At 36.5% G+C, this 24,952-nt stretch carries 22 protein-coding genes; 15 read left to right on the forward strand and 7 right to left on the reverse strand.

The window, feature by feature from the left end:
- Window positions 1-206 precede the first annotated feature (206 nt).
- The 8 genes from JNUCC51_RS13930 (at window position 207) to JNUCC51_RS13965 (ending at window position 8,115) form a co-directional block, all read left to right on the forward strand.
- Window positions 207-578 (forward strand): ArsR/SmtB family transcription factor, encoded by a 372-nt coding sequence (locus JNUCC51_RS13930; RefSeq protein ID WP_337988569.1) that lies wholly within the window; start codon window positions 207-209, stop codon window positions 576-578.
- Window positions 559-2,685, forward strand: a complete 2,127-nt coding sequence (locus JNUCC51_RS13935; RefSeq protein WP_337988570.1) for a heavy metal translocating P-type ATPase — start codon at window positions 559-561, stop codon at window positions 2,683-2,685. Before JNUCC51_RS13930 ends, JNUCC51_RS13935 begins: the two co-directional genes overlap by 20 nt.
- Before the next feature lie 266 nt (window positions 2,686-2,951).
- A complete protein-coding gene (locus JNUCC51_RS13940) occupies window positions 2,952-3,251 on the forward strand; it encodes a late competence development ComFB family protein (RefSeq protein ID WP_337988571.1) in 300 nt (99 codons plus the stop codon).
- Between the two features lie 378 nt (window positions 3,252-3,629).
- The gene (mntR, locus tag JNUCC51_RS13945) at window positions 3,630-4,049 is read left to right on the forward strand and encodes a transcriptional regulator MntR (RefSeq protein ID WP_049663374.1); all 420 of its coding nucleotides are present in this window, start codon (window positions 3,630-3,632) and stop codon (window positions 4,047-4,049) included.
- A 174-nt stretch (window positions 4,050-4,223) separates the two neighbouring features.
- On the forward strand, window positions 4,224-5,081 hold the full coding sequence (locus tag JNUCC51_RS13950) for a CvfB family protein (protein WP_337988572.1): 858 nt from the start codon (window positions 4,224-4,226) through the stop codon (window positions 5,079-5,081).
- A 669-nt stretch (window positions 5,082-5,750) separates the two neighbouring features.
- On the forward strand, window positions 5,751-6,665 hold the full coding sequence (locus tag JNUCC51_RS13955) for a DUF1002 domain-containing protein (protein WP_337988573.1): 915 nt from the start codon (window positions 5,751-5,753) through the stop codon (window positions 6,663-6,665).
- Between the two features lie 136 nt (window positions 6,666-6,801).
- Complete coding sequence (locus JNUCC51_RS13960; RefSeq protein WP_049663383.1) at window positions 6,802-7,083, forward strand: GNAT family N-acetyltransferase; 282 nt, start codon at window positions 6,802-6,804, stop codon at window positions 7,081-7,083.
- A 723-nt stretch (window positions 7,084-7,806) separates the two neighbouring features.
- Window positions 7,807-8,115, forward strand: a complete 309-nt coding sequence (locus tag JNUCC51_RS13965) for a YbyB family protein (protein ID WP_337988574.1) — start codon at window positions 7,807-7,809, stop codon at window positions 8,113-8,115.
- A 15-nt stretch (window positions 8,116-8,130) separates the two neighbouring features.
- On the opposite strand, the gene JNUCC51_RS13970 is transcribed toward JNUCC51_RS13965, so the two are convergent.
- From JNUCC51_RS13970 to JNUCC51_RS13980, 3 genes are all read right to left on the reverse strand, one after another.
- The gene (locus JNUCC51_RS13970) at window positions 8,131-9,276 is read right to left on the reverse strand and encodes an MFS transporter (RefSeq protein WP_337988575.1); all 1,146 of its coding nucleotides are present in this window, start codon (window positions 9,274-9,276) and stop codon (window positions 8,131-8,133) included.
- 117 nt (window positions 9,277-9,393) lie between these two features.
- A complete protein-coding gene (gene scpC, locus JNUCC51_RS13975; protein ID WP_337988576.1) occupies window positions 9,394-10,914 on the reverse strand; it encodes a succinyl-CoA:acetate CoA-transferase ScpC in 1,521 nt (506 codons plus the stop codon).
- A gap of 409 nt (window positions 10,915-11,323) precedes the next feature.
- Entirely contained in the window at window positions 11,324-11,974 is a 651-nt protein-coding gene (locus JNUCC51_RS13980) for a LytTR family DNA-binding domain-containing protein (protein ID WP_049663393.1), read from the reverse strand.
- A 502-nt stretch (window positions 11,975-12,476) separates the two neighbouring features.
- On the opposite strand from JNUCC51_RS13980, the gene JNUCC51_RS13985 reads away from it, so the two are divergent.
- From JNUCC51_RS13985 to JNUCC51_RS14000, 4 genes are all read left to right on the forward strand, one after another.
- Complete coding sequence (locus JNUCC51_RS13985) at window positions 12,477-13,271, forward strand: helix-turn-helix transcriptional regulator (protein WP_049663395.1); 795 nt, start codon at window positions 12,477-12,479, stop codon at window positions 13,269-13,271.
- Window positions 13,272-13,539: 268 nt separating this feature from the next.
- Window positions 13,540-14,301 (forward strand): membrane protein insertase YidC, encoded by a 762-nt coding sequence (yidC, locus tag JNUCC51_RS13990; protein WP_134022897.1) that lies wholly within the window; start codon window positions 13,540-13,542, stop codon window positions 14,299-14,301.
- A gap of 55 nt (window positions 14,302-14,356) precedes the next feature.
- Entirely contained in the window at window positions 14,357-14,605 is a 249-nt protein-coding gene (locus JNUCC51_RS13995) for a hypothetical protein (protein WP_337988577.1), read from the forward strand.
- Window positions 14,606-15,205: 600 nt separating this feature from the next.
- Window positions 15,206-15,982, forward strand: a complete 777-nt coding sequence (locus JNUCC51_RS14000; RefSeq protein ID WP_337988578.1) for a M15 family metallopeptidase — start codon at window positions 15,206-15,208, stop codon at window positions 15,980-15,982.
- 57 nt (window positions 15,983-16,039) lie between these two features.
- On the opposite strand, the gene cls is transcribed toward JNUCC51_RS14000, so the two are convergent.
- The 3 genes from cls to JNUCC51_RS14015 form a co-directional block, all read right to left on the reverse strand.
- Window positions 16,040-17,497 (reverse strand): cardiolipin synthase, encoded by a 1,458-nt coding sequence (gene cls, locus JNUCC51_RS14005; protein ID WP_337988579.1) that lies wholly within the window; start codon window positions 17,495-17,497, stop codon window positions 16,040-16,042.
- 204 nt (window positions 17,498-17,701) lie between these two features.
- Window positions 17,702-18,493 (reverse strand): YwqG family protein, encoded by a 792-nt coding sequence (locus JNUCC51_RS14010; protein WP_337988580.1) that lies wholly within the window; start codon window positions 18,491-18,493, stop codon window positions 17,702-17,704.
- Window positions 18,494-18,590: 97 nt separating this feature from the next.
- Window positions 18,591-19,751 carry an MFS transporter gene (locus tag JNUCC51_RS14015; RefSeq protein WP_337988581.1) on the reverse strand — a complete coding sequence of 387 codons (1,161 nt, stop codon included), beginning with the start codon at window positions 19,749-19,751 and terminating at the stop codon, window positions 18,591-18,593.
- A 727-nt stretch (window positions 19,752-20,478) separates the two neighbouring features.
- On the opposite strand from JNUCC51_RS14015, the gene JNUCC51_RS14020 reads away from it, so the two are divergent.
- The gene (locus JNUCC51_RS14020) at window positions 20,479-20,616 is read left to right on the forward strand and encodes an Lmo0850 family protein (RefSeq protein WP_166672133.1); all 138 of its coding nucleotides are present in this window, start codon (window positions 20,479-20,481) and stop codon (window positions 20,614-20,616) included.
- Between the two features lie 62 nt (window positions 20,617-20,678).
- On the opposite strand, the gene JNUCC51_RS14025 is transcribed toward JNUCC51_RS14020, so the two are convergent.
- Window positions 20,679-21,866 (reverse strand): FtsW/RodA/SpoVE family cell cycle protein, encoded by a 1,188-nt coding sequence (locus JNUCC51_RS14025; RefSeq protein ID WP_337988582.1) that lies wholly within the window; start codon window positions 21,864-21,866, stop codon window positions 20,679-20,681.
- A gap of 515 nt (window positions 21,867-22,381) precedes the next feature.
- Here JNUCC51_RS14025 and JNUCC51_RS14030 point away from each other — a divergent pair.
- Together JNUCC51_RS14030 and JNUCC51_RS14035 are read left to right on the forward strand one after the other, a co-directional pair.
- Window positions 22,382-23,134: a hypothetical protein gene (locus JNUCC51_RS14030; protein ID WP_049663415.1), complete on the forward strand. Its 753-nt coding sequence runs from the start codon at window positions 22,382-22,384 to the stop codon at window positions 23,132-23,134.
- A 729-nt stretch (window positions 23,135-23,863) separates the two neighbouring features.
- A complete protein-coding gene (locus JNUCC51_RS14035) occupies window positions 23,864-24,943 on the forward strand; it encodes a D-alanine--D-alanine ligase (protein WP_337988583.1) in 1,080 nt (359 codons plus the stop codon).
- Window positions 24,944-24,952 lie beyond the last annotated feature (9 nt).

A 24,952-nucleotide genomic window follows, 5' to 3' on the forward strand; every position in this document is an offset into this window, starting at 1 on the left:
AATTTCAATAACACAAACAACATGCCAAAGTTATCACGTTGAAGTGATAGCTTTTTTTGCATTTATATTTATGAGTTAGCAATTTATATAAATATTTTTCGAAAATTTGTGATATTAATCATTTACATTCAAATATACATTTGAATATGATGGAATATTATGTTATATTAAAAACAATCAAACGAACATTTGAATGAGGTGATGAAATGCCAAAAGAAGTATGTGAGATAACACATGTTGATGAAGAAGCTGTCATTAAGGTACAACAGCAAATGCCAGATCTATCAGGAGTAGCAAAATTTTTAAAGGCATTATCTGATGAAACAAGACTCAAAATAGCGTATGCCTTAACGGTCAAAGATGAATTATGTGTTTGCGATGTTGCCTCCATTATCGGTTCTTCAGTTGCAACAGCATCACATCATTTACGCTATTTAAAAGATAATAATTTAGCGAAATCAAATCGTAAAGGAAAGCAGATGTATTACTCTTTAGCTGATGAGCATGTGTATCAAATTGTAACGGTTGCCTACGAACATGTGAAAGAGGGGATTGCAAATGGCGGTGACACCAACTAAACAAGAATACAGGCTACAAAATTTATCCTGTGCCAGCTGTGCAGCAAAGTTCGAAAAAAACGTGAAGGCTATTCCAGAGGTCCAGGATGCACAAGTGAATTTTGGTGCTTCTAAAATAACGGTTATTGGCAGTATAGACGTTAATCAACTAGAAGAAGCAGGTGCCTTCGACGGCATAAAAGTATCCCAATCAACAGTAAGAACAATTGAAAAATCAACACCTTTTTATCGAAAAACAGAAAATATTTTAGCTGGAATCTCCTTGCTATTCGTAGTCCTTGGATATGTGTTTGGAGCAATGCGTAGTGAAACTGAGCCGCTAACTATTGGGATGTTTATTATCGCGATTCTAGTTGGGGGAATTGGCATTTTTAAAACAGGTTTCCGCAATCTAGCACGCTTTGAATTTGATATGAAGACGCTGATGACCATTGCAGTAATCGGTGCAGCCATTATAGGAGAATGGGAAGAAGCGGCCGTTGTTGTCTTTTTATTCGCTGTAAGTGAAGCGCTTGAAGCGTATTCAATGGATAAGGCGCGTCAATCGATTCGTCAGCTAATGGATATTGCTCCACCAACAGCTACGATAAAGCGAGCGCATGGCGAACATTTCCATGAGATGGAGCTACCAACGGAAGAGATTGAGATTGGCGATATTTTAATCGTTAAACCTGGTCAGAAGATTGCTATGGACGGAATTGTAGTTAGTGGATTGTCAGCAGTGAATCAGGCAGCGATTACAGGTGAATCTATTCCGGTCAGTAAAACAGTCGATGACGAAGTATTTGCAGGCACTCTAAATGAAGAAGGTGCACTAGAGGTCCGTGTGACTAAGCGAGTAGAGGACACAACAATTGCAAAAATCATTCATCTTGTTGAAGAAGCACAGGCAGAAAAAGCACCTTCGCAGCAGTTTGTTGATCGCTTTGCGAAATACTACACGCCTGCAATTATGATTGTTGCTTTACTTGTTGCGGTTATCCCTCCTTTATTTATAGGTGATTGGCAACATTGGATTTACCAAGGATTAGCTGTCCTTGTTGTAGGTTGTCCATGTGCATTAGTCGTTTCTACTCCAGTTGCTATTGTTACGGCAATCGGGAATGCTGCTAGACAAGGTGTTCTTATTAAAGGCGGAATTCATTTAGAACAGCTTGGTCATATTGAAGCAATTGCATTTGATAAGACAGGTACACTTACAAAAGGTCAACCTGCTGTAACGGATATTTTTACATCGCAAGAGATATCTGAGGATTATGTTTTACAGCTAGTAGCGGCCGTTGAAAAGCAATCACAACATCCATTAGCTAAAGCTATTTTACAGTCATTGCATGAGAAAAATTTAACAGAGCTTATACCAACAGACTTTCAATCCGTAACAGGCAAGGGTGCCTATGCAACAGTAGACGGTCAAAAAATCTATGTAGGGAGCTTAAAATGGATTGCTACATTAACGACTGTTGATGAAATGATAGAAGCACAGGTTAAAAAACTTCAACAACAGGGTAAAACAGTTGTAGCAGCTGTTAGTAATGATCAGTTTATAGGGATGATTGGTATTGCTGATCAATTACGTCAAGAAAGTAAAGATGTCTTAAATAAATTAAATGGTTTAAAAGTGAAGCATAAAGTTATGCTAACAGGTGATGCAGAGCCAACAGCACAGGCAATTGCAACTTCTTTAAATATGACAGATGTGCGAGCGAGTTTATTACCAGCAGAAAAATTAATGGCTATTAAAGATTTACGAGCACAGTTTGGTGCAGTAGCGATGGTAGGAGATGGTGTCAATGATGCACCTGCACTTGCCTCAGCTAATGTTGGTATTGCAATGGGAGGTGCTGGTACTGATGCAGCACTTGAAACTGCGGATATCGCATTAATGGGTGATGATTTAACGAAGCTTCCTTATACGATTGGCTTAAGTAGGAAAACATTACGCATTATTAAAGAGAATATTATTTTTGCCTTAGCCCTAAAATTAGTTGCCTTATTACTTGTTATTCCTGGATGGCTAACATTATGGATTGCCATCTTTGCAGATATGGGTGCTACATTACTAGTTGTGTTCAATTCATTACGATTAATCAAAAGTAAGAAATGGTGAATAAGATATAATCGAGAGACAGTATGTAGGAAGTTTTCTTCTTTCAGCAAAAAACCATCTGCTGCTGACGCTTCGCTTTCGCGCAAAAAATTTGTTGGTCTAAAGCCTTCAGACGCATTTATGCCGAGGCTTAATTGCTTCATTCTAAGGAGTTAGTGATATTTGTTATAGATGCTATTGGCGATTCTTGAAAAAAAACTTTGTTAACGTTATTATGGTTTCAGGAATAATGTAACAATTAAATATAAATGAGGCGAAGGTTTGAAATGTCAGATCCTATTTTAGTAAATGTTACAGAGGAAATTGTGCGTGGTTTAGTAAGTTTTCTACTACGAGGACCAGAATATCAAACATTTTGTAAATGTGAAATATGTGAATTTGACGCAGTGGCACTTACACTAAATGCATTGCCTAGCAAGTATGTTACATCTATGGAAACCCGAGATGAAGCATTTAGAATGATGAATACTCCTGAAAATATCGAACGAATCAATAAAGAGATTATTCATGCATTACATGTGGTAAATAAGCATCCTCGACATAAGGAAGAGCCAACTTCTATATGAAGTTGGCTCTTCATATTTTTGAAAAACAAAATGGTCAAGGAAATCTTAGTGAATGATGTGATGCATTATATGAGGGTGATTTCCATCGGACGCCCCCAGGAAGCTTTGCTCTGTGCGAAAGCGTAGTGACAACAACAACAACAAAGCGCCCAGTCGGAACGGAAATCAACCCCTCGCTTTGCCAAAGACAATACTTTATTTAAAGATACCTTAATTACATTGACACAAATTTTTCAACTACAAGGGAGCCAACGTATGAAGTTGGTTCTTTTTATGCTGCACATGTATTGATTTTCTGGCATATGTATTTTCAGTTAACTTTTAAGGCAAGCTTGTAGTAAACTAGAGAGTAAGAAAAGGAAAGAGAGGGAATAGGATATGCCAACACCTAGTATGGAGGACCATATCGAACAAATATATTTATTAATCACTAATAAAGGGTATGCTCGTGTGTCTGACATTGCTGAAGCATTATCTGTTCTTCCTTCTTCTGTTACAAAAATGGTTCAAAAATTAGATAAAGATGGTTATTTAGTTTATGAAAAATACCGTGGCCTTACATTGACGCCTAGAGGAGAAAAGCTTGGAAAACGTCTTGTACAGCGTCACGAACTTCTAGAGCAATTTTTGCGAATCATTGGTGTAGATGAAGAGCGAATTTACGATGATGTAGAAGGAATTGAACATCATTTAAGTTGGAATTCAATCGATCGAATTGCGGATCTTGTGCAGGTAATGGAAGAAAATCCGGATATCGCGAAAAAACTAGAGGCATCGAAAACACATCATAACTTTTAACTTCTTTCAGCAGATGTTTTAGTACCGAAAGCGAAGCGACAGGTACAGATGTTTTAGTACCGAAAGCGAAGCGACAGGTACAGATGTTTTTTGTGAAGCGCCAGCTACAGATGTTATAGCAACCAGCGGATAAGTTTTTTACCAAAATGATGGTAAGAGAGAAAGGAAGACAATATGAACGAATTAAAATCAGGTGAAGTTGTTACGTTAACTGTATTAGAGCAACAAGCATCGAAATGGATATTAACAAATGGAGTTGACGAACTACCCTTAAATGCTTCAGAGGTAACAGAGCCACTTTCAGTAGGTGACCGCCTTGAAGTATTTTTATTTGCGGATCGTCGTGGTGATTTAGCAGCAACAACAGCTATACCATCTTTCGTACAAGGGGAATATGGCTGGGCTCGTGTTCTAAAAGTAGTCGAGCGTGAAGGGGCCTTTGTAGATATCGGTACGTCACGTGAGGTACTAGTAAAAGCTGAAGATTTACCTGCAATAAAAGAGCTTTGGCCAGCACCAGGCGACCATTTATTTATGACATTACGCACAGATCGCAATGGTGATTTATTTGGACGTTTAGCTACTGAAGAAAAAATTTCGGAATTGTATGAAGGTGCATTTGAAGAAATGCATAATAAAAACATTAAGGCACGTCCATATCGTTTATTACCAGTTGGCTCATTTTTATTAGGTGTAGAAATTCCGTACCGAATTTTTGTTCACGAGTCAGAGCGTAATGAAGAACCTCGTCTTGGACAAGACGTAGATGTTCGTATTATTGATGTAAAAGATGATGGTTCAATGAATGGTTCACTTTTACCACGTAAGCATGAGCGTCTTTCAGATGATGCACAAAGAATTTTAAATTATCTACAAGAGGTAGGGGGCAAAATGCCATTTGGCGATAAATCCTCACCTGATGAAGTTCAAGAAATGTTTAAAATGAGTAAAGGTGCATTTAAACGAGCGTTAGGTACGCTTATGAAAGCTGGTAAGGTAAAACAGCAGGACGGTTGGACAGAGGAAATTTAACTACTTTTAGCACATGTTTTTTGTAACGTAAGTGAAACGACAGTTACAGAAGTCTCCAACCTCTATATTTGGTGAGAAGAGTGCGGTTTTAAGTCACTTTCCAGCGGGTGTCCAAACATCCGCTGAAAAAAGTTAATGCCTTCGGTCGATTCCGGACGCAATTATGCCGAGGCATAATTGATTGTGATTGTAGTTAGATATTCTTCTAACTAAGATAGGATTACCGACTAATAAATGAAATTTAAAAAATGACGAGAGCTACTTTGAAACCTTCTCGTCTTTTTTTCGTACTAATTATTGCTTACCTTCTTTTAGCATGTGGCCAAACATCTGTTGACATAGAGGAACTTAGTCTAAGAGCGCCACGTCCTGTGGCAACGACTGAGTGGACCAGCATCGTGCTGTGTTGCCGCTGTCGCTTTGCTTTCGCGCAGATAAAACCCTTTTGCTGTCGCTTCGCTTTCGCACAGACAAAAACACGCTGCTGACGCTACGTTAGCACTACGCTTTCGCGCAAAAAACATTTGTTGGCCTAAAGCCGCGGGAGGATGTCGCGGATTCGGAATGGAGCTCTTAATGCAAGTACAAAGCCGAATCCGGACGAGGCATAATTAATGGGCAAACATTATACAGGCCAAAAGAGTTTTCTAACGAAAGGGGTCACACAATTTGGAAAAAATATGGATAAAAATACTAACTGCGACTATGTTAGTATTTGGCGTGATGGCACCAGCAACAGGTTTTGCAGCCGATAATACGCCACCTAAAGCAATTGATGAAAAATTAGGAGTACCAATCGTCGTATATGGTGCAAACTTATCTGAGGCTGAAAAAGAGTCTGTAAAAGAGTCGTTAAAAGTTAAAGAAGAGCCTGAAGTTGAAGAAATTACAGTTTCAGGTCAAGACTTAGTTAAATATATTAAAGATAGTAATTCAAGCTCTCGTATGTATTCTTCTGCCAAAATTACACGTAAGAATGCAGGAGAAGGCTTAGTTATTGAAATTGTTACACCGTCAAATATTACACAGGTAACTTCTGAAATGTATGCGAATGCCATGTTAACTGCAGGTATTGAAGATGCAACAGTACAGGTGGCGGCGCCTAAAGCAGTAACAGGTCATTCAGCGCTTGTTGGAATATACAAAGCTTACGAAGTAACAACAGGTGAAAAGCTTGATACTGATCGTACAGATGTTGCAAATGACGAACTAACAGTAGCAACTACTCTAACGCAATCGGCAGGTGTGGACGATGCTAAGGTTGCAGAATTACTAACAGAAATCAAAAAAGATATTGCAGAATCAAAACCAGCAACTAAAGAAGAGGTTGAAAAGATTGTGCAAGAGCAATTAAACAAGCTTGAAATCAATTTAAGTGACAAGGACCGTCAATTGCTAGTTGATTTAATGAACAAAATTAGTAAACTTGACATTGATTTTAGTCAATGGTCTAAACAATTAGATGATATTAGCAGTACGATAAAAGATAAATTTGGATCACTGATGGAAGATAAAGGATTCTGGGAAAGTGTGAAAAATTTCTTTGCTAATTTAAAGGATACAATTGCGTCATGGTTTAATTAATTCAAAAAAGAATCTGCAACACTTTCTCTTGATTGCTAGAGAAAGGTAGCAGATTCTTTTATTTTTTGAGGGATGGACTTTTTTAAGTGCCACATTAAAAAAGCTATGTTACTATGAAAAAAAGGAGTGGTGAGAAATGGAATTTCAATTACAACAGCTAGCAGAAAATAAACTTGCTTTTGTCTATGAGCAAGAAGGGGAAAGATTAGCGGAAATTACATGGCAACAAAAGGGTCAAGTAATGGTAATGGATCACACATATGTATCAGATAAGCTCCGTGGCCAAGGCGTGGCAAAAAAATTGTTGGATCATGCTGCAGCTTATGCACGTCAAAAAGGTTATAAAATGGAAGCCGTTTGCTCGTATGTAGTTGCAGCATTTGAAAAATCTAATGATTATAATGATGTAAAACAATAAAGTGGAACTTTGATCAGTGGGGATTTTTTTATCCCCACTGATTATTAGTCTTCACCAATCGGGCGTTTTCGGGCAGTTTTAATCTCATCTTATTTCAAATTTTATGGTGAAACTTACTGCCCGTTAATGCGGGATAAAAAATAAGGCAATCTGCTTGTTAGATAAAGCGGATTGCCTTTTAAATTATGTTATTGTAGCGAAAGTGAAAAGTCAGCTACAAATGTTTTAGTAAACATCCGCTGAAAGATTCCACGCTGCTCCTTACAGTAAAATGCTATAAATTAGTAATGTTAAGAAGCCCGCTCCGCCTATTAATGAAGCCATGTCTACCCAATCATATACTGAATCCAAATCCTTCACGATAATCACTCTCCAATTATTAGTATTAATACATTATTTCCCTTTAATTGTCATTTGCAATCATAAATATTTATGAAAAAACAGCTCATTATCATAACGTGGGATTGATTTCAGTTTCGTTTGGGCATTTAAATGTCACTCATAGTTTTGATAATAAGCAAGAAAATAAAATTGTGTAGGAAGATGATTACCTATGTCTTGGAATACAGACTTACTATGAATTTTGTTGGAGGAAAAGAATTATAAATGAGTTCTCTCTTTTTATATATGCTGTAATGTATATAAAAATTATGTTTAGTCCTCAAATAATAAGGAAAAGATAAAATATAGAGCCAGATTTTATATTTTGGGGAGGGATTTATAATGGCAAAAGGTAAAGGAACAGGTGTTGTGATTGCAGGGCTAGCTTTAGCAGCATCTTATTTAAGTAAAAAAGAAAATCGTGATAAAGCATTAAGTATGCTCAATAGTACAAAATCTAAATTAGCATCTTATTTGAATACAACGAATATGGAGATGCACAAAGACATATCAGAGCGTATATCGACTGAAGTAGCGACAGAAGCTGGAACGTCTCCAACAAAAATAGCTTCAAACGAAATGGTTGCTGAAGGTGGGGGACATACAGGTATCCATTACTATCATGAAGAAATTCATGAAAAAAAGAATTAATAAAAAAAAACCTTCTCATTTCACGTGAGAAGGTCTTTTTTGTGTACATATAATGATCGTTGCAAATACTAATAATACAATTCCAGTAAATATAAAGCCACCGACAATACCTAGAGAGAGCCACCCGAGCAATGAGGAACCTAGAACAACTCCTAGTGAAAAGAAGGCATAAAAATAACCATAGGCTTTTCCACGAATTTCAGCAGTCGTAGAGTCGATTAAAAGTGAATTTACTGATGGGAATAGGAAGCCAAACCCGATACCATAGCAGGCCATTGCGATATAAAGTAACGTACTTGAATCTGCCTGACTAATTAATAATTGACTTATCCCCATTAAACTTATACCAAGTGATAATGTTTTAATTGGTGCCACCCTATCGAAAATGCGATTAGTCGGCAAAATAAATACGAGTACAGCAATAATTCCGAATGTACTCATCAAAGTTCCACTTAAGCGCGAATCAAAGCCTAAAGATTGTACTTTTAGAGGAAGGAGATAGGCGATAACCCCTTGAGAAAACATCAAAAAGAATGCACTGGTGAAGGCTTTTAATGCACCTATATTTTTAAAAAGTACATAAAAAGGAATATTTGCAGTTGGAGCGGAATTTCCTTTTTTAACCTGATTTGATTTTAGTAAAAAGAAGGCAAGTACCCCTAACAAGAGCATAAAGCTAGCTGTTATATTAAAAACGAATGGTACGCTAGTTCGACTCGCTAAAATTCCACTAAATGCAGGTCCGATTATCGCTGCGATGCCAACAAATGCTCCAGAGATAGCGCTACCCTTACCTCTTTTTTCTTGCTTAGTTGCATTTGCTAAAAATGTGAAGGCAGCAGGAACGATAAAGCCTGCAACTAATCCATGTATAAAGCGGACTACTAATAGAATAATAGGATCTTCTACTAAATTATAAAGTGATAGTGAAAGACCTGTTGTTAAAAGACCTAGGATTAAAATAGTAAAGGGTCCCTTACGATCCGTTAAAAATCCAGAGATAATATTACCGAATGTATTGGAAAGAGAATACATACCTACTGCTAGGCCGGTAATGAAGGCTGATGCCCCTAAGGATTCAGCATATGTACTCATGACAGGAAGCTGGGTAAATAAGTCGAAAAATGAAAAGAATATAATCAAATAAATAAGTTTCTTCATAGTTCCTCCGATGGGAAATTGTAAGTGAGAATCAATATCACTCTTATTATACCATTCTCAACAAAAAAAGAACGCCTCATAAGGTTTTAACCTATGAGGCGTTTCTGTTAATGAAAATTAAGCTTTAGCAACTTCTTTTTTCATTGTTTTGTTTTTAGCAAGATTTACGTGCCAAGAAAGTGCTTCCTCTAAAATATGAGGTGTTTGATGGCCGCCAGTTGCTTCTAGCGCACGGTTATAGTAATCCCAAAGTTGTTCTTTGTAATCTGGGTGTGCACAGTTTTCGATAATTAAAGGTACACGCTCTTGCGGTGCAAGACCACGTAAGTCAGCAATACCTTGCTCAGTTACGATTACATCAACATCATGTTCAGTGTGGTCTACGTGAGAAACCATTGGCACGATTGAAGAGATAGCGCCGCCTTTTGCGTATGATTTAGTAACGAAAATACCTAGACGTGCGTTACGTGCAAAGTCACCTGAACCACCGATACCGTTCATCATACGAGTACCAGATACGTGTGTTGAGTTTACGTTGCCATAGATATCTAATTCAAGAGCAGTGTTGATTGAGATTAGACCCAAACGACGGATAAGCTCTGGGTGGTTAGAAATTTCTTGTGGACGTAAGCAAATTTTATCAGCATATTTCTCTAGGTTGCCATATACTTTTTTCTGTAATTCTTCTGTCAGTGTAATTGAAGTAGCTGCTGCAAATTTAACTTTACCAGCGTCAATTAAGTTGAATACAGCATCTTGAAGTACTTCAGAAGCAACAACTAAATCTTCAAATTCTGAATTTGCGAAGCCGTCAAGTACAGCGTTTGCAACAGAACCTACACCAGATTGTAATGGCATTAATTGATTTGTTAAGCGACCAGCTTTAATTTCATCGCGGAAGAAGTCTAATAAAATGTTCGCCATTGTTTGTGTTTCTTCATCTGGCGGAACGATTAATGAAGGAGCATCTGGCTCTTCAGAAATAACAATCGCTTTAATTTTAGCTGGATCTACTTTAATACCGATTTCACCAATGCGTTGCATAGCATCAGTCATTGGGATTGCTTCACGTTGACCTTGCTCACCTGGTACATAGATATCGTGAATACCAATTAAAGCTTCTGGATGAGAGATATTTAATTCGACAATAATATTTTCAGCATAATCAGCGAAGATTGGTGAGTTACCTACAGAGTTTGTTGGGATAATAAGTCCATCTTCTGTAATAGCAACAGCTTCAAGAATTAAATATTTAATTGGTCCAATAATTCCTTGACGAACTAATTCAGCGTTATGTGAAAGATGAGCGTCTACATAAAGGACATCACCAGAGTTAATTAAACTACGGATCTTTGCGTCTCCTTGGAACGGTCCACGTTTGCGAATAACACCAGCATCAGCTAAGTAATTATCAACTTCAGGTCCTAAAGAAGCCCCTGTATATACATCAATTTTGAATTTTTCGTTTTTAGCGCGCTCTACTAAAGCCATAGGAACAACTTTTGCGTCCCCCGCACGAGTGAATCCACTCATACCAACTACATCACCGTCAGAGATCAGTGCAGCAGCTTCTTCAGCAGTAACAATTTTACTTTCAAGTTCTTTTAAGCCTAGGCGTTTTTGAACATTTGCATCCATAAAAAAATCCTCCCCTAAAAAGTTTGATGGAAACCGATTACAAAACTAGAAAAAACGCGTAAGAATTTTCTGTTTATTTGGTTGTAGTATGACTCCAACCATTTGAATAATACTATCACCAAATTGTCACAAAAACTTTAGAAATAGCATTAAATTGAGTAAAAAGAGGAAAAATGAGCATAAAATCGAGTTTTCGACAGAGAAAACGTTTTAATGTAGAGCTACAGTGGAAATTTTCTAAATATAAAAGATTTAACAACATAATGAGGGGTTGATTTCCGTTTCGATGTGCGCTTTCCTGGTACATTTTTAGAGCTTTAACTAATGCCATCCCAAACTGTTGATAATGGGTATATAAATTTAGTAAGAAAAAAGTACAGCGAACAAATGCTCGCTGTACTTATCGAAATTAGAAACCTAAAGAACGACGGAAGTAACTTGCGTAGCGTTGGCTGACAGGAATACGAGTACCGTCTTTCATGATTAATAAAAACGTTGAATGTGAATCTGGTTGAATTTCATCAATGTAGTCAATGTTAACGATATAAGAGCGGTGACAACGTATAAATGAGTCAGGTGCTAAAAATAGCTCAAGATCACTTAGGTTTAAACGGTGATATCCTTCACGGCTCATTGTCTTAACAAATGTTTTTCGGAGCTGTGTTTCAAGATAAATGACCTGATCATGCTTGATTGGGTACCAACAATCATCAATTTTGATTGTAATGTAGTTCGTTAAAAATGCTGACGGCTTTTGTGGGAAGATTGCAGTGATAGCACCCTTAGTTTCACCTTCCTCCATTAAAGGGATACTCATGCCGTAATATGCTACTCCAAATACATCAGGCTCTATGTAAGAGCTAATCTTTTGTCCGTAGTTTAACGCTTTATGAGCTGCAGAACCTTCTTTAATTGGGTCGCCAGGTTTGATTTTTAAATCAACTTTTTTGCTTGCTTGGTAGTACAAGTATTCGTTTGTATCGGAAATTGCAATGGAAGTGTTCTCGGGGAAGAACTCCTTAATAATCTCCATAATTTCTTCTATTTGTTTTGGATCCACTATTAACACCTCGTTAAACTTTTAAAAATAGTATTATCATCTATTTTACTACATATTCGTATAAATTATATAGAGAAGATTTCGGAATAAAAAAGAGAAATGTCGATTGATGAAATATAAAGTTGTAAAACGCATTACATAATTTGTAACAATTTTTAAATAATTACTAATTCAATTTGATATGTATATGGTAAAATCTAAGTGTAGGTAAATAAGTTTGCGAGGTTTCTACTATGTATATGTGATAAATTAGAACTAGTGCCATGGATAAAATGTGGTTGAAAGGAAATCGCAGAATATGGTAAAATTCACTTTATAGTCTATTTTTTTTGTAACTGGTGGTTTAGTTGGGTTATTTTTAAGTTATATTCAATAATATAATTGTGAAATATGACTCAATTCATAAATTAATTAGGAAATACTATTTTCTTATACGAAACAGATCGTTGTCAAAAATTGCAAAAGAGCAATTCGTGCAATCTGAGGAAAGATGGGGAAGATTATGCAACTACATCAACATTCTATGTCAGAAACGATATCCAAAAGATACTTTCAAGAGATCGATAGTATTAACCAATACATCGGTATAGAAGAATTTTTTAATATTGAGTCGAAATTAATATTTGAAATTTACCATTTAGAATCTGTAAAGGCTAAGAAAACTTTGCATGAATTAATTGATATTCTTTCAATACGTTTTGGCAAACAAGTCATTAAAATTGTTCGAAGTTATTTTTCTGTTTTGTCGTCAATTGTTGCTCGTAAATTGCTAGACAATCAAGTTCCTTCGAAGAAAGCATTTGCTTTTAACATTGCTTGTAATGATATGATCGAAAATCAAATGAAAGACGCAGAATTTTTACAATTCGCTGACGATTTAATTGATTTCTTTGTCTATTTTATTGCAGATCGCAAGCAACCGACTTTCCGTCACCAGACAGTTAATAAAGTAATTATGTATATAAATGATGAATTGGAAAATGACTTAACAGTGGAAAGTATCGCAAATAACTTCCATATAAGTACTAGTCATTTATCGCGTATTTTTAGAGAACATGTTGGTATTACACTAGTTGAATATCTAAATGTTCGTCGAGTAGAAGAGTCACAGTACTACCTTAGACACACTAATAAAAGTATTACTTCTATTTCAGATCAATTCCATTTCTGTAACCAAAGCTACTTTACCCGCATCTTTAAAAAATATACTGGGGTAACGCCTAAGCATTTCCGAGACGAGCTACATCATGAGTTTTATCGTTTTGAGATGGCGGAATCAGAGCTTCAAAACGTTTAACTTATTTCAGCGGGTGTCCTAACATCCGCTGAAATAAGTTAAAGCCTCCGGACGTAACTATGCCGAGGCATAGTTGATAGCCAGAAGTAAACTTAGTTTTATTAACAATGAGTTAAAATAAGAATATTAAATAGATGCGGACATACTAGCGATGCTAAAGCTCGCTTCTTTTTTTTATGCTATGGAATTAGTAGCACTTGCTATTTGATAAAGATAGACCCAATAATGTATACTTCATTTTAGTTGATAAATAATAGTAGGTGGAAAAATGAAAAAATTGAAGTTATTTTCAATGCTTGGAATTGCCGTTTTTGTTCTTAGTGGTTGTCAAGCTGTGCAAAACAAAGAAGGTTTTTTCTATAGTATCTTTGTAAAACCAATGGAATTTTTATTAGAATTTTTCGGTAACACTATTTTTTCAGGTAGCTATGGTTTAGCAATCATCGCTATTACGGTTCTTATTCGTTTAATTTTAATGCCGATTATGTTAAAAAATTATCGTTCGCAACAAAAGATGAAAATGAAAATGGATGCGTTTAAGCCTGAAATGGAAGCTGTTCAGAAGAAGATGAAGGAAGCAAAGACAAAAGAAGAGCAAACGCAGTATCAACAAGAAATGATGGCGTTATATCAAAAACATGGTATTAATCCACTCAACATGGGCTGTTTACCAATGTTAATTCAAATGCCAATTATCATGGGTCTTTATTTCTCCATTTTATATTCTACAGATGTGAAAGCACACGAATTTTTATGGTTTAGCTTAGGCTCACCTGATATCGCTATGACAATTGTTGCAGGTCTTGTATATTTAGTTCAAGCACGCGTATCTTTATGGACAGTACCAGAGCAACAAAAAGCACAAATGAAAATGTTTATTTACATTTCACCAATTATGATTGTCTTTATCTCGATGTCATCTATGGCAGCCCTACCACTTTACTGGTCAGTCAGCGGCGCATTGTTGATTATTCAAACATATATCGGTCGAAAATTTTATTCGGAGCATCCGGAAAAAGTAAACTCATAAAACAATTTATGTCGAGGCGCTTATGTAGCCTCGATTTTTTTAGGGGGACAGCAAGATGAACATAAAGTGGTTAACATCTATTCTAGTCGCGATTTTTAGTATTGCGGCTATCGTATTTATTATCATGGGTAATTTTAATTTTGCGGTATTGGCAATGACTATTATGTTTGCCGTATCGAATGGTTTTAGGGCAAAAAGTTTTAAAGAGCAAGGGTATGTAAAAGAGGCAAAGTGGATGAAGTACATGGCAATCTTTTTCTCAATTGCTTCTATAGCAGTGTTTATTATTATTCTCACAGACTAATAATCAATTATGCCTCGGCATAATTGCGTCGGGAATCGACTTTGTGCACAGGCCTGTAGATATTTTCTGCGCGAAAGCCGTAGCGACAGGTGCAGGTATTTGGACACTCGGTGAAAGAAGTTTTAAAATCATTGGTGAAAATCTACACCCTAAATTGTGAACAGTGCTAAAATGAGACTATACCAATATAGTGGATCATCACCAAAACGTATGGTTGATTTCCGTTCCGACTGGGCGCTTTTGTCGCTGACGCTTCGCTTTCGCGCAGATAAAACAATGTCGCTGACGCGTCGCTTTCGCGCAGATAAAACATTGTCGCCGACGCTTCGCTTTCGCGCAGAGCAAAGCTTCCTGAAGGGCGTCCGATAAGCCGCGTCACTCGCAATGCTCACTCCAGGGTCTCAACCCCTAGGAGTCGCCAGTCTCCACTCCAATCAATTTATTCACATAGTAGACGTTTTAACAAACGTATCCATAACTTTGGATGATGAACTAATATAGTACAAAATAGTATCCGTACTTACTAGGACTGTTCTTTCTAAATTCTTTGAAAGAGGATACTTACCATAGTACTGGATAACTTTAAAAGGGGTAAAAAAAGTGAAAAAGAAACGTTTACCACTCATCCTAGGTGCTGTAATTTCAGTGGCGCTTATTGTATCTATTTTCGTAGTTTATAACTATAAAAATAAACCGGTAAGTAAAGCATCAGATGAACATGAACAAGAAGCAGCTGAACCAACTAAAAAAGATTCACCTGCAAAAGAAGAGCCGGAAAAAACAGCAGATAATCCTGTTAAGCCAGAACAGAAGCCAGATGAAAATGGCTATATCCCAAATCAAACATTACCAACTGAGCCGACATATATTAAAGGTATTTTATTAGCGAATAAAATATATCCTCTACCATCTACCTTTGCGCCTGGAGAGGATCCTGAGGCACGTCAAGCTCTGAACAAAATGATTGCTGTAGCAAAACAACAAGGTTTTGATTTAGTAGCCTTTAGCGGCTATCGATCTTTTGACTATCAAACAACATTATATAATAATTACGCTAAACGCGATGGGCAAGCTGCGGCTGATCGCTATAGTGCTCGACCAGGTTATTCAGAGCATCAAACAGGTTTGGCCTTTGATATAGGGGAGAAAGGCAAAAATGATTTATGGTTAACGGAAGAATTCGGTGAAACACCAGCGGGGCAATGGTTATTTACACACGCTCAAGACTACGGCTTTATTTTACGATTCCCCCAAAATAAAGAAGATATCACAGGTTATATGTATGAGTCATGGCATTACCGTTATGTTGGTGTAGACATAGCAAAAGATATAAAAAAACAAAATATTACGCTAGAAGAATATTTAGGTGTGAAATAAAAAAGGGAAGAGAGTTGTTCATCATTAATGAACTAGCTCTCTTCCTTTTTCTACATTCTACAAGATAGGTGTTAATAAGCGTGAAACTGATTCTTTAAATTTAATCAGTGTAGAACGATTTTTGTACATTTCCCAAGTTAATTCAGTACAATCAAAAATATCCTTTTCAAACAGCTCAGCAAGTTGATGTGAAATCGTTGAGTCATAAATAAAGGCATTTACTTCAAAATTCAAACTAAAACTTCGTACGTCAAGGTTTGCAGTCCCGACTGTAGATGCTTCATCGTCAATAATAATTGCTTTAGCATGAATAAAGCCCTTCTCATAAATATAAACTTTTGCTCCTGCACGCAATAATTGTCCTACGTATGAGTATGTAGCCCAATAAACAAACATATGATCAGGCTTATTCGGAATCATGATCCTTACATCAATGCCTGAGAGCGTTGCAATTTTAATAGCTTCTAAAAAACTAACATCAGGTATGAAATATGGCGTTTGGATATAAATGTATTTTTTTGCCATATTGATAAGCTTTAAATAACCAATTTTAATTTGTTCCCATTCAGAGTCAGGGCCGCTAGAAACGATTTGTAATCCTACATCGCCTTTTTTCGGAATAGCCGGGAAGTAACGATCCGAATAACCCATTTTTTGTTGCTCGCTAGCTTGATTCCAATCAAGTAAAAAGCGTGTCTGTAATGGATGTACTGCACTACCCTCAATACGTAAATGTGTATCTCTCCAATAGCCAAACTTCTTTTGTAGACCAAGGTACTCATCCCCGACATTAAAGCCACCGATGTAACCAATACGGCCATCAATTACAACGATTTTTCGGTGATTTCTAAAATTTAAACGAGGATTTATAAGTGGAAAAATAGATGGGAAAAATACTTCGACTTCACCGCCTGCGTTAAGCAATTCCTTGAAATGGCGCTTTTTAACGTTACGTGAGCCCATTTCATCATATAAGACTCTTACCTTAACTCCTTGCTTTGCTTTTTTAATAAGCTTATCAATAATGCGTGTACCTAAGTCATCTAGACGGAAAATATAATATTGAATATGAATATGATCTTTTGCTACCTCAATATCTTTCAGAAGTTGCTCAAATTTATTTGCACCATCATCAAAAATATCAATGTGGTTGTCCTGCGTTAATACTGCATTATTTGTTTTAAGATGCATATAAATCATTTCTTTATAATTTTCCGCATTTTCTATACGAAACTCGAATGTATCATCTCGGATCGCTTCTGTCTGATAGCTAATGAGGTTATCGATACCAATATCCTTGCGTCCTTCCCAACGGAATAAATGTTTTTTCCGTAATCGTCGTCCGAATAGCAAGTATAAAATAAACCCACCTAATGGAATGAAAAATAGTACGAGAATCCATGCCCATGTAGAAGTGGCATCTTTACGCTCTAAAAAAATAATGACCATTGCTGCTAAAATATTGACAAACATAATTAAAGATACTAGAAATCCTAAGTCTGTAAAAATACTCATTCCTACACCTACCTTTACTATATTTTTGCAATATATCTAGTATAGCTTACTTTATATGTGGAAAGAAGATAAGAAATTGTTAGTAAGCACGGAAAAGGATTACCTCCAAAACTAGAACGAGGTAATCCAAAATAATTTCGCCTTGTCGTGATTGTTGTAAGCTGCCGCTTCTTCTTCGCACATTTGCCGAATGAAGATCAATGATTAATAATGTTCCCATTGAAATAAAATATCAGAAAAATCCCCTTGAAGAAGCTTTTCTCGGTTAATAAAAAACTTTCCAACGCCACTATCTGCCCACATAATACCGATTTCGTCATTAGAGTCTATTTGGAGTAGCAATACATCATATCGTTTAAGGAGCTGAGATTCGTGACGGATATCTTCCTCTAAAAAATAGGCATAACCACCAATTTTAGCTCCAGCCCCTAAGAAGTGTTGTAAATAAATCTCACGTAAATCAACATCTTCAGATGAAGGAATTAAGTTTGGTAAATAGTGTATCGCGCGATAATCTAAAGCAGATACAGGTTCTTGGATCAGTTGAAATTGTAATGCTAACTCCTGCTGAATAGGGAACATATCATCTGCTGTTTGTGCTAAAAATTCCTGACTAGGGACTGTCGCTTCAAAATTTACGGAAGGATAAAACCGTATTTTATAAAATTGCTGGAAAATATCCTCGTGATAATGATCAGCATTTACAAAAATATTAGATGAAATAAAAAATTGCAAGATACCCTCAGATGGGAAATCCTTCAGTGGTGGCATTTCTGCAAAGTTAATTTGAGCTAATAGCCGCATAGGTTCGCCTGTAATATCTTTCGGGTAGGCTTGGTGACAGGGTAAATAGGGTTCCCCGGCAAATTTACTTTCCGTAAATGTTGTTGAACGCTTATAGGGCGTGATAATTATTGCTGAAAGTAGTGTATCTTCAATTTCAAAACGAAACGATTCTAACTCTTTTGGAAGTAAAAGATTTGTTATTTCGTTCATGCAGAGCCCTCCGATATTCTGCTTCAAGGAGATAATATCCCTTGCTGTGTTCTATAAACCTCGAATTACTATTAAGTTACGGCTTTTTATCAACAAATTATTCAAATCGTAAAGATTTATTTGATGCTTTAAAAATAAATATTAAACTTATTGAAAAGACGGCTACTGCTGCTGAAGTATAATAGCCTAGACTAGATTGTATCGTAAATAGCCAAGTGAAGAATAGTGGACCTAGAATGCGTCCTAGGTTATCCATTGAATAGGAAAGACCCGCGGCAGTCCCGTATTGACCACCAGATTCTTTAGTCGAAAGAGATACGACACATGTTCTTGCGAGCGCATTTCCTGCTGTGAAAACACAAAGAGCAAAACCTGCCATAAATAAGTTAGCTGTTAAAGTAAATAAAAGCATACCTATCGCTGTGACAATTTGTGCACCTATTAACCAAGTTGTCTCGCTTCCATTTTTAATACGTCTAACAACACCACCTTGAATAGCCGCATCTACAAAGCCACTAAACATAAACAAATAACCTATTTGTAACGGTGTAATTTGAATTCGACCAATTTGGAATAACTGAAACGTTGCTTCTACACCAGCCAGCATAAAAGTCACTAAAAATGAGAACATAAATAAATAACGCACACGGTACTGCAGCATTTTAGTCGCACCCTTTGGCACAATGGCACGTTTATTTGTATCTTTTCGTTTTGCAGGTTCTTTTAAAACAAAACTTGCATAAATAAATAGTAGTGCAATTAATGTTGCAGAAGCGATAAATGGCAGTTGCAGACTATAGTGTCCTAGCATACCACCGATTGCAGGACCGAAAATAAAACCAAGCCCGATGGACATGCCCATGAGACCCATATATTTATTGCGATCCTCCTCACTCGACATATCTCCTACAAAGCCTGTCACGGCTGTGTATAGTGCGCCTGAGAATAAACCACCCACAACACGTGAGAAGTACAACATTGCTAAATTATCAATAAATAAAGAGAAAATAACAAAGCTTAAGCTAAAACCAACTAGGCCCATTAATATAAGTTGCTTACGACCTACCTTATCGGACAGCATACCCCAAAATGGTGCAGTGAAAAAGCTTGCAAGAGAGTACACTGTAAGTAGGCCACCTACGTGTATTTCATCCCAATTTTGCTGAACTACAACCTCGGGTAAGACGGGTATAATAATTCCAAATCCTAGGTAGACGAGGAATTGAACAGACATTAATAATAAAATTGCCTTTTTCATACAGTACCCTGCTTTCATATGATATTTTAGTATGTATATTCTACCTCTCTTGTTATTGTTATTACAAGAAGACGGAAGAATATTCGTTTTGCTTTCGCGCAAAAAACATTTGTTGGCCAAAAGCCTCCGGACGCAATTATACCGAGGCATAATTGATTTGCTTAATGGCTCATTACTAAATTAGGGGACGACATTTGTTAATACGCATGGCATAAGTAGAGAAACGGGACTAAAACAATGTATAAAAAACGGCAGACTGTTAACAATGGAATTAGGTTGATATTTAAAATTAATGACAATCTTTAAAGTAACTAAAAGGACTCATTCTATTTTTAATTTTTTGTATCGAATGTCGCATAGTGTATTAAATTATCCCTGGGGTATACTACTAGAGGGTATATCGGTATTTTATATTTTTATGTTTAATTTTTGCTATTTAGTGGTAAATGAATTTAAAGGAATGACATTTATTAACACGTTATAGTTGATTAGAGTGGAAACTGGACGCACAGTCGGAACGGAAATCAATCCCACGCTTTGATTATGAGATGGTAAATAGTTATGTGAAGGAAAAATTTACATTGTAACAGAATTGAAAAATTTTATAGCAGAGTTAAATGGTATGATAGAAAGAGATTAACTCGTCAGACATCATACAGTTGCAAAAATGAAACTTTTTTGGAAATAAAACGTTATATAAATTCGAGGAAAGATTGAGGTGGAATGTATGAAAAAAGAAGTAGATTTGAAAAAGATTGTTTCGAATTTATCTAAGTTGGGTGTAACAGCCACTGTAACAAAGTCTCGACTTGAACTTTTAAAAGTGCTAACACCACCAACGCAAACTCCGCAAGTTCAAGCTTAACTCGTTTTACAAATGAAAATGGGTAGTCTCGTAATTGAGACTACCCATTTTTTTATCCATAATTAATCATCATCATCGTGAGTAGTAAACATGTACGTACGATAGTGGAAACGCATACTGAAAACAAGACCGATGGCTAGCGAGTTCCCCATCAATGAACTTCCCCCGTAACTGATAAACGGTAGGGGAATACCGGTAATAGGTAATAGCTGAATAGTCATACCGATATTTTCAAATACGTGGAATGTAATCATTGCAATAATACCGGCACATACATAAGTTGAGAATGGATCTTTCAATAATAGTGTAGTTTTTGTTAAATGATAGATTAATAAAAAGAAAATACAAATAACGATACTAGCACCAATAAAACCCCATTCTTCTCCGATAACCGTAAAAATAAAATCGGTATGATTTTCGGCAACGTAAACCTCACGACCGCGGTAACCTTTTCCGAAAATTTCACCTGAACCAATAGCGTTTAAGGAAGTAATTAAATGGTATCCATCACTAGAAGAATATGAATATGGATCTAACCAAGAATAGATTCGAGCAAACTGATACGGTTTAAAGCCGAATGTTTCCTCTAAGAAACTCTGCATATAGAGTGCCATCCATAAAAGAGAACCACCTACTATAGCGCCACCTAGTAAAGTTGGTAAAATAATTTTCCATGATATGCCAGCTACGATGACGATAGCAGCTGTAATGGCAAAGAATACTAATGCCGAACCAAGGTCAGGCTGCTTCATGATAAGAGCTAATGGCAGTAACAGTGTAGCAGCAATTTTACCTAACAATATAAAGTCTGTTTTTATTGATCTAAATGAATAAACTTCGTTGTGCTTACTAATAAGTCGAGCAAGTGCTAGAATATAAAAGGTTTTCATAAACTCAGAGGGTTGGATATTCCCTAAAGGTGTATGATACCAGCTTTTTGCACCATTAATTTTTTCACCGATTTGTCCTGTACCTTCTGGCATGAAGATAAGCAGTACTAATAAGGCGATTCCTGCACCGTACATATACCAAGACATTTTTTTATATTGGTCAGGTTCAAAAAACATAACTACTCCAATAATTACTGAGCAAATGACGTACCATTGCAATTGTTTAGGAACATAGTTAACGCCATACTGACCTGATGTTTGCGCCGACGAAATGGCTAACAAACTTATGACTAGGAAGGTTAAAAGTATTAAAGCGAGCGTCCAGTCAAAACGATTCGCGAAATTTCGTTTATTTTCCATACAAGCCACCTAAATTAATATAGTATCTCTTCATGAGTAAATTTGATTCGAATTAATTCCAATTCAATATGCTACCAAATATATTTAACTTCTTTCAACAAAAGTCTCCCATTTCTTTCGGTGGTGAGATGAATGCGGATTTAAGCTACTTTTCGAACACCCGCGAAAGAAGTTAAAGCCTCCTTAACAATTATGCCAATGTATAATTGTTAAGGAGTATTCACCTTAGGTCAAGAGGTAAATATTGATACCGAAGTAATTGTGTAAACGAGGAGGCTCGATGCTTGTTTATGGCTTAGAATCCTCGCTGATATTTGTAAAAAATGAATAGAATTATATTTTTAAAAATTTGTTCATTCAGAGTGGTTAAAAACAGATATCTAATAGCATCTTTAACATTCATATTATACCGTAAAAAACAATTTTACGCCTGTGAATATTGTTATGACGATTATTAGCATAAAATGTTTCAAAAAATTCATGTTTAGTTTTATAATGTAGTGAAGAATGGGGTGATGGTTGTGGCTAAAAAATTAAAGTCAGCTGAAGATTTTATGTACCATGTTTATGTTCATATGAATGATGTCGATAAATTTGTTATTTTTAGCGGGCTTAAATTCTCGCAATTTGTGGCTGCACTTGAACCACTGCATCACTTACTGTTATTGAAACATTCCTATGAAGATGGTTCCTTTAATATGCATACACAGTTTGATTATATACCAGAAGAGGAAGTATCTAAATTTGTAAAGAAAGCTACTGAATCCAAAGAATTGTGTTGGATAGACTTTATGGATGAGAAGAGGCTAGACCAACTAACACCGATGGAACAAGGAGAATTGCTTTACATAAGTCATAAAAAGGAGCCGATTACTTCACCATTTTTTAATAAATTACAAAATCGATTTGTCTACTATTCTTCAGACTTAGAGAAAATGACTAAAATTTATTTTCGCCATTTAAGTGATTCTGATTTACTTCTTGCGAATGTTTTAAACAGTTTGATTCGTGAAAAGGAACGTAGCACGGGTTTTTGGAGACGGAAAGTGAAATCGAGTATTCCTTCTATTTCACCTGAGTTTTTGCGTGCCTATCGTTCTTTTACTAAAGACGGAGCACTGTTATCGTTGTATCGAATTGAAAAGCCTAAAGTAGCTTACGGTATCGAAATTCGAAATCTGTCAGAATATTCCTTCCCTGATGAGGTATGGGATGATTTAAATACAATTTTGAAAAATGAGCACGATGAATTAATTTATATTATTTAACTTCTTTCAGCGAATGTTCTTTGTAGCGAAAGTGCAATGTCAGCTACAGGCATCCAAACACTCGCTGAAATAGAGGAACTCAGTCTAAGAACGCCAAATCCTGAGGCAATTTATCTGTGCGAAAGCGAAGCGATAGCACAACACACGACTAAGTGACCAACATCATGTCGCTGCCGCTGCGTTAGCACTACGCTTTCGCACAAAAAACATCTGCTGCTGCCGCTTCGCTTTCGCGTAAATACATTTGTTGACCTTAAGCCTCCGGGCGGATGTCATGGAATCAGAAGGGAGTTCACATAGGATATTAGCCTAAAATCATCGCATCCATGCGATAACTGATAACTGACCTGCGTCACGCAGGCCTAAGCACAAAGCTGATTCCTGACGCAATTATGCCTAGGCATAATTGATCTATTCATTTGTACGTAGAATGAATATACTCTAAATCTCACCGTCAAAATTACGGTGAGATTTTTATCTTAATTTAGTCATTATTTTTTGTAGCGACAGCTACAGAAGACTCTCGCCTTTAAATGTGGTGAGTAAAATATGGATGTGGTACCTTTTCAGAGGGTATTCAAACACCAATTGAACTAGAGGAACTCAGGCTAAAAGTTTCACTTCCTCTCAAAATCTGGACTCAATTACGCCAAAGTGAAATTGATGTCATTTGTCAAGACGTTTCATGATAAACTAATAGTACTCAAGAAGTATGTGGAGGGCACAAAAATGAAAAAAAGAATCGGTTTATTATACGGAGGAAAGTCAGCAGAGCATGAGGTGTCATTGTCGACAGCACGTGCAGTCACAGGAGCTTTGAATTTCGAGGAGTATGAAGTATATCCGATTTTCATTACACTTGAAGGGGAATGGCGCCGCGGCGAGCGTCTAAAAAAACCTGCAAGTACAATTGAAGAATTACAATTTGGTGATGATGCCACTATTTTAGAAAATAATATTACAAACTTTTTAATCGATAAAGATGGTGAATCTGTACAATTCGATGTAATTTTCCCATTACTTCATGGTACTAATGGTGAAGATGGAACTGTTCAAGGTTTACTTGAGGTTTTAAATTTGCCTTATGTAGGAAATGGTGTGTTAGCATCAGCAACAGGTATGGATAAAGTAGTTATGAAGCAATTATTTGAAATTGCCGGCTTACCACAAGTGCCATATACGTACTTCATTCGTAGCGAATGGGCTAATGAACAGGAGGCTATCCTTGCTCGTTGTGAAGAAAAGTTGGAATGGCCGTTGTTTGTGAAACCTGCAAACTTGGGATCAAGTGTCGGAATTAACAAGGCAACAAATCGTGAAGAATTAGTGAAGGCTATCGAAATAGCCTTACAGTATGATCGTAAAATTGTAATTGAGCAAGGTATTGTCGCTCGTGAAATTGAACTAGCTGTGCTAGGAAATGACTTCCCGGAAGTTTCTGTACCTGGTGAAATTAAACCAGTAACTGAATTTTATGATTATGACTCTAAATATAAAGATGGCTCAACAGCCCTTATTATTCCAGCAGAGCTTCCTACTGAAACAGTATCAAGCTTACAGGAGCTAGCAAAGCGATCGTTCAAAGCTATTGATGGAAGCGGTTTAGTTCGTGCGGACTTTTTTGTGACGGCCGATAACAGCATTTATATTAACGAAGTGAATACAATGCCAGGTTTTACACCTGTTAGCATGTATCCTCTTTTATGGCAGCATACAAATGTAAGCTACCCAGAGCTGATTAATCGTCTGATTACACTAGCAATTGAGCGTTTTGAAGAAAAACAACAGCTTCACTATAAAAAAGACTGAGTGGGATTA

It is taken from the genome of Lysinibacillus sp. JNUCC 51 (assembly GCF_015999525.1).
In the GTDB taxonomy this organism is placed as follows: Bacteria; Bacillota; Bacilli; order Bacillales_A; family Planococcaceae; genus Lysinibacillus; species Lysinibacillus xylanilyticus.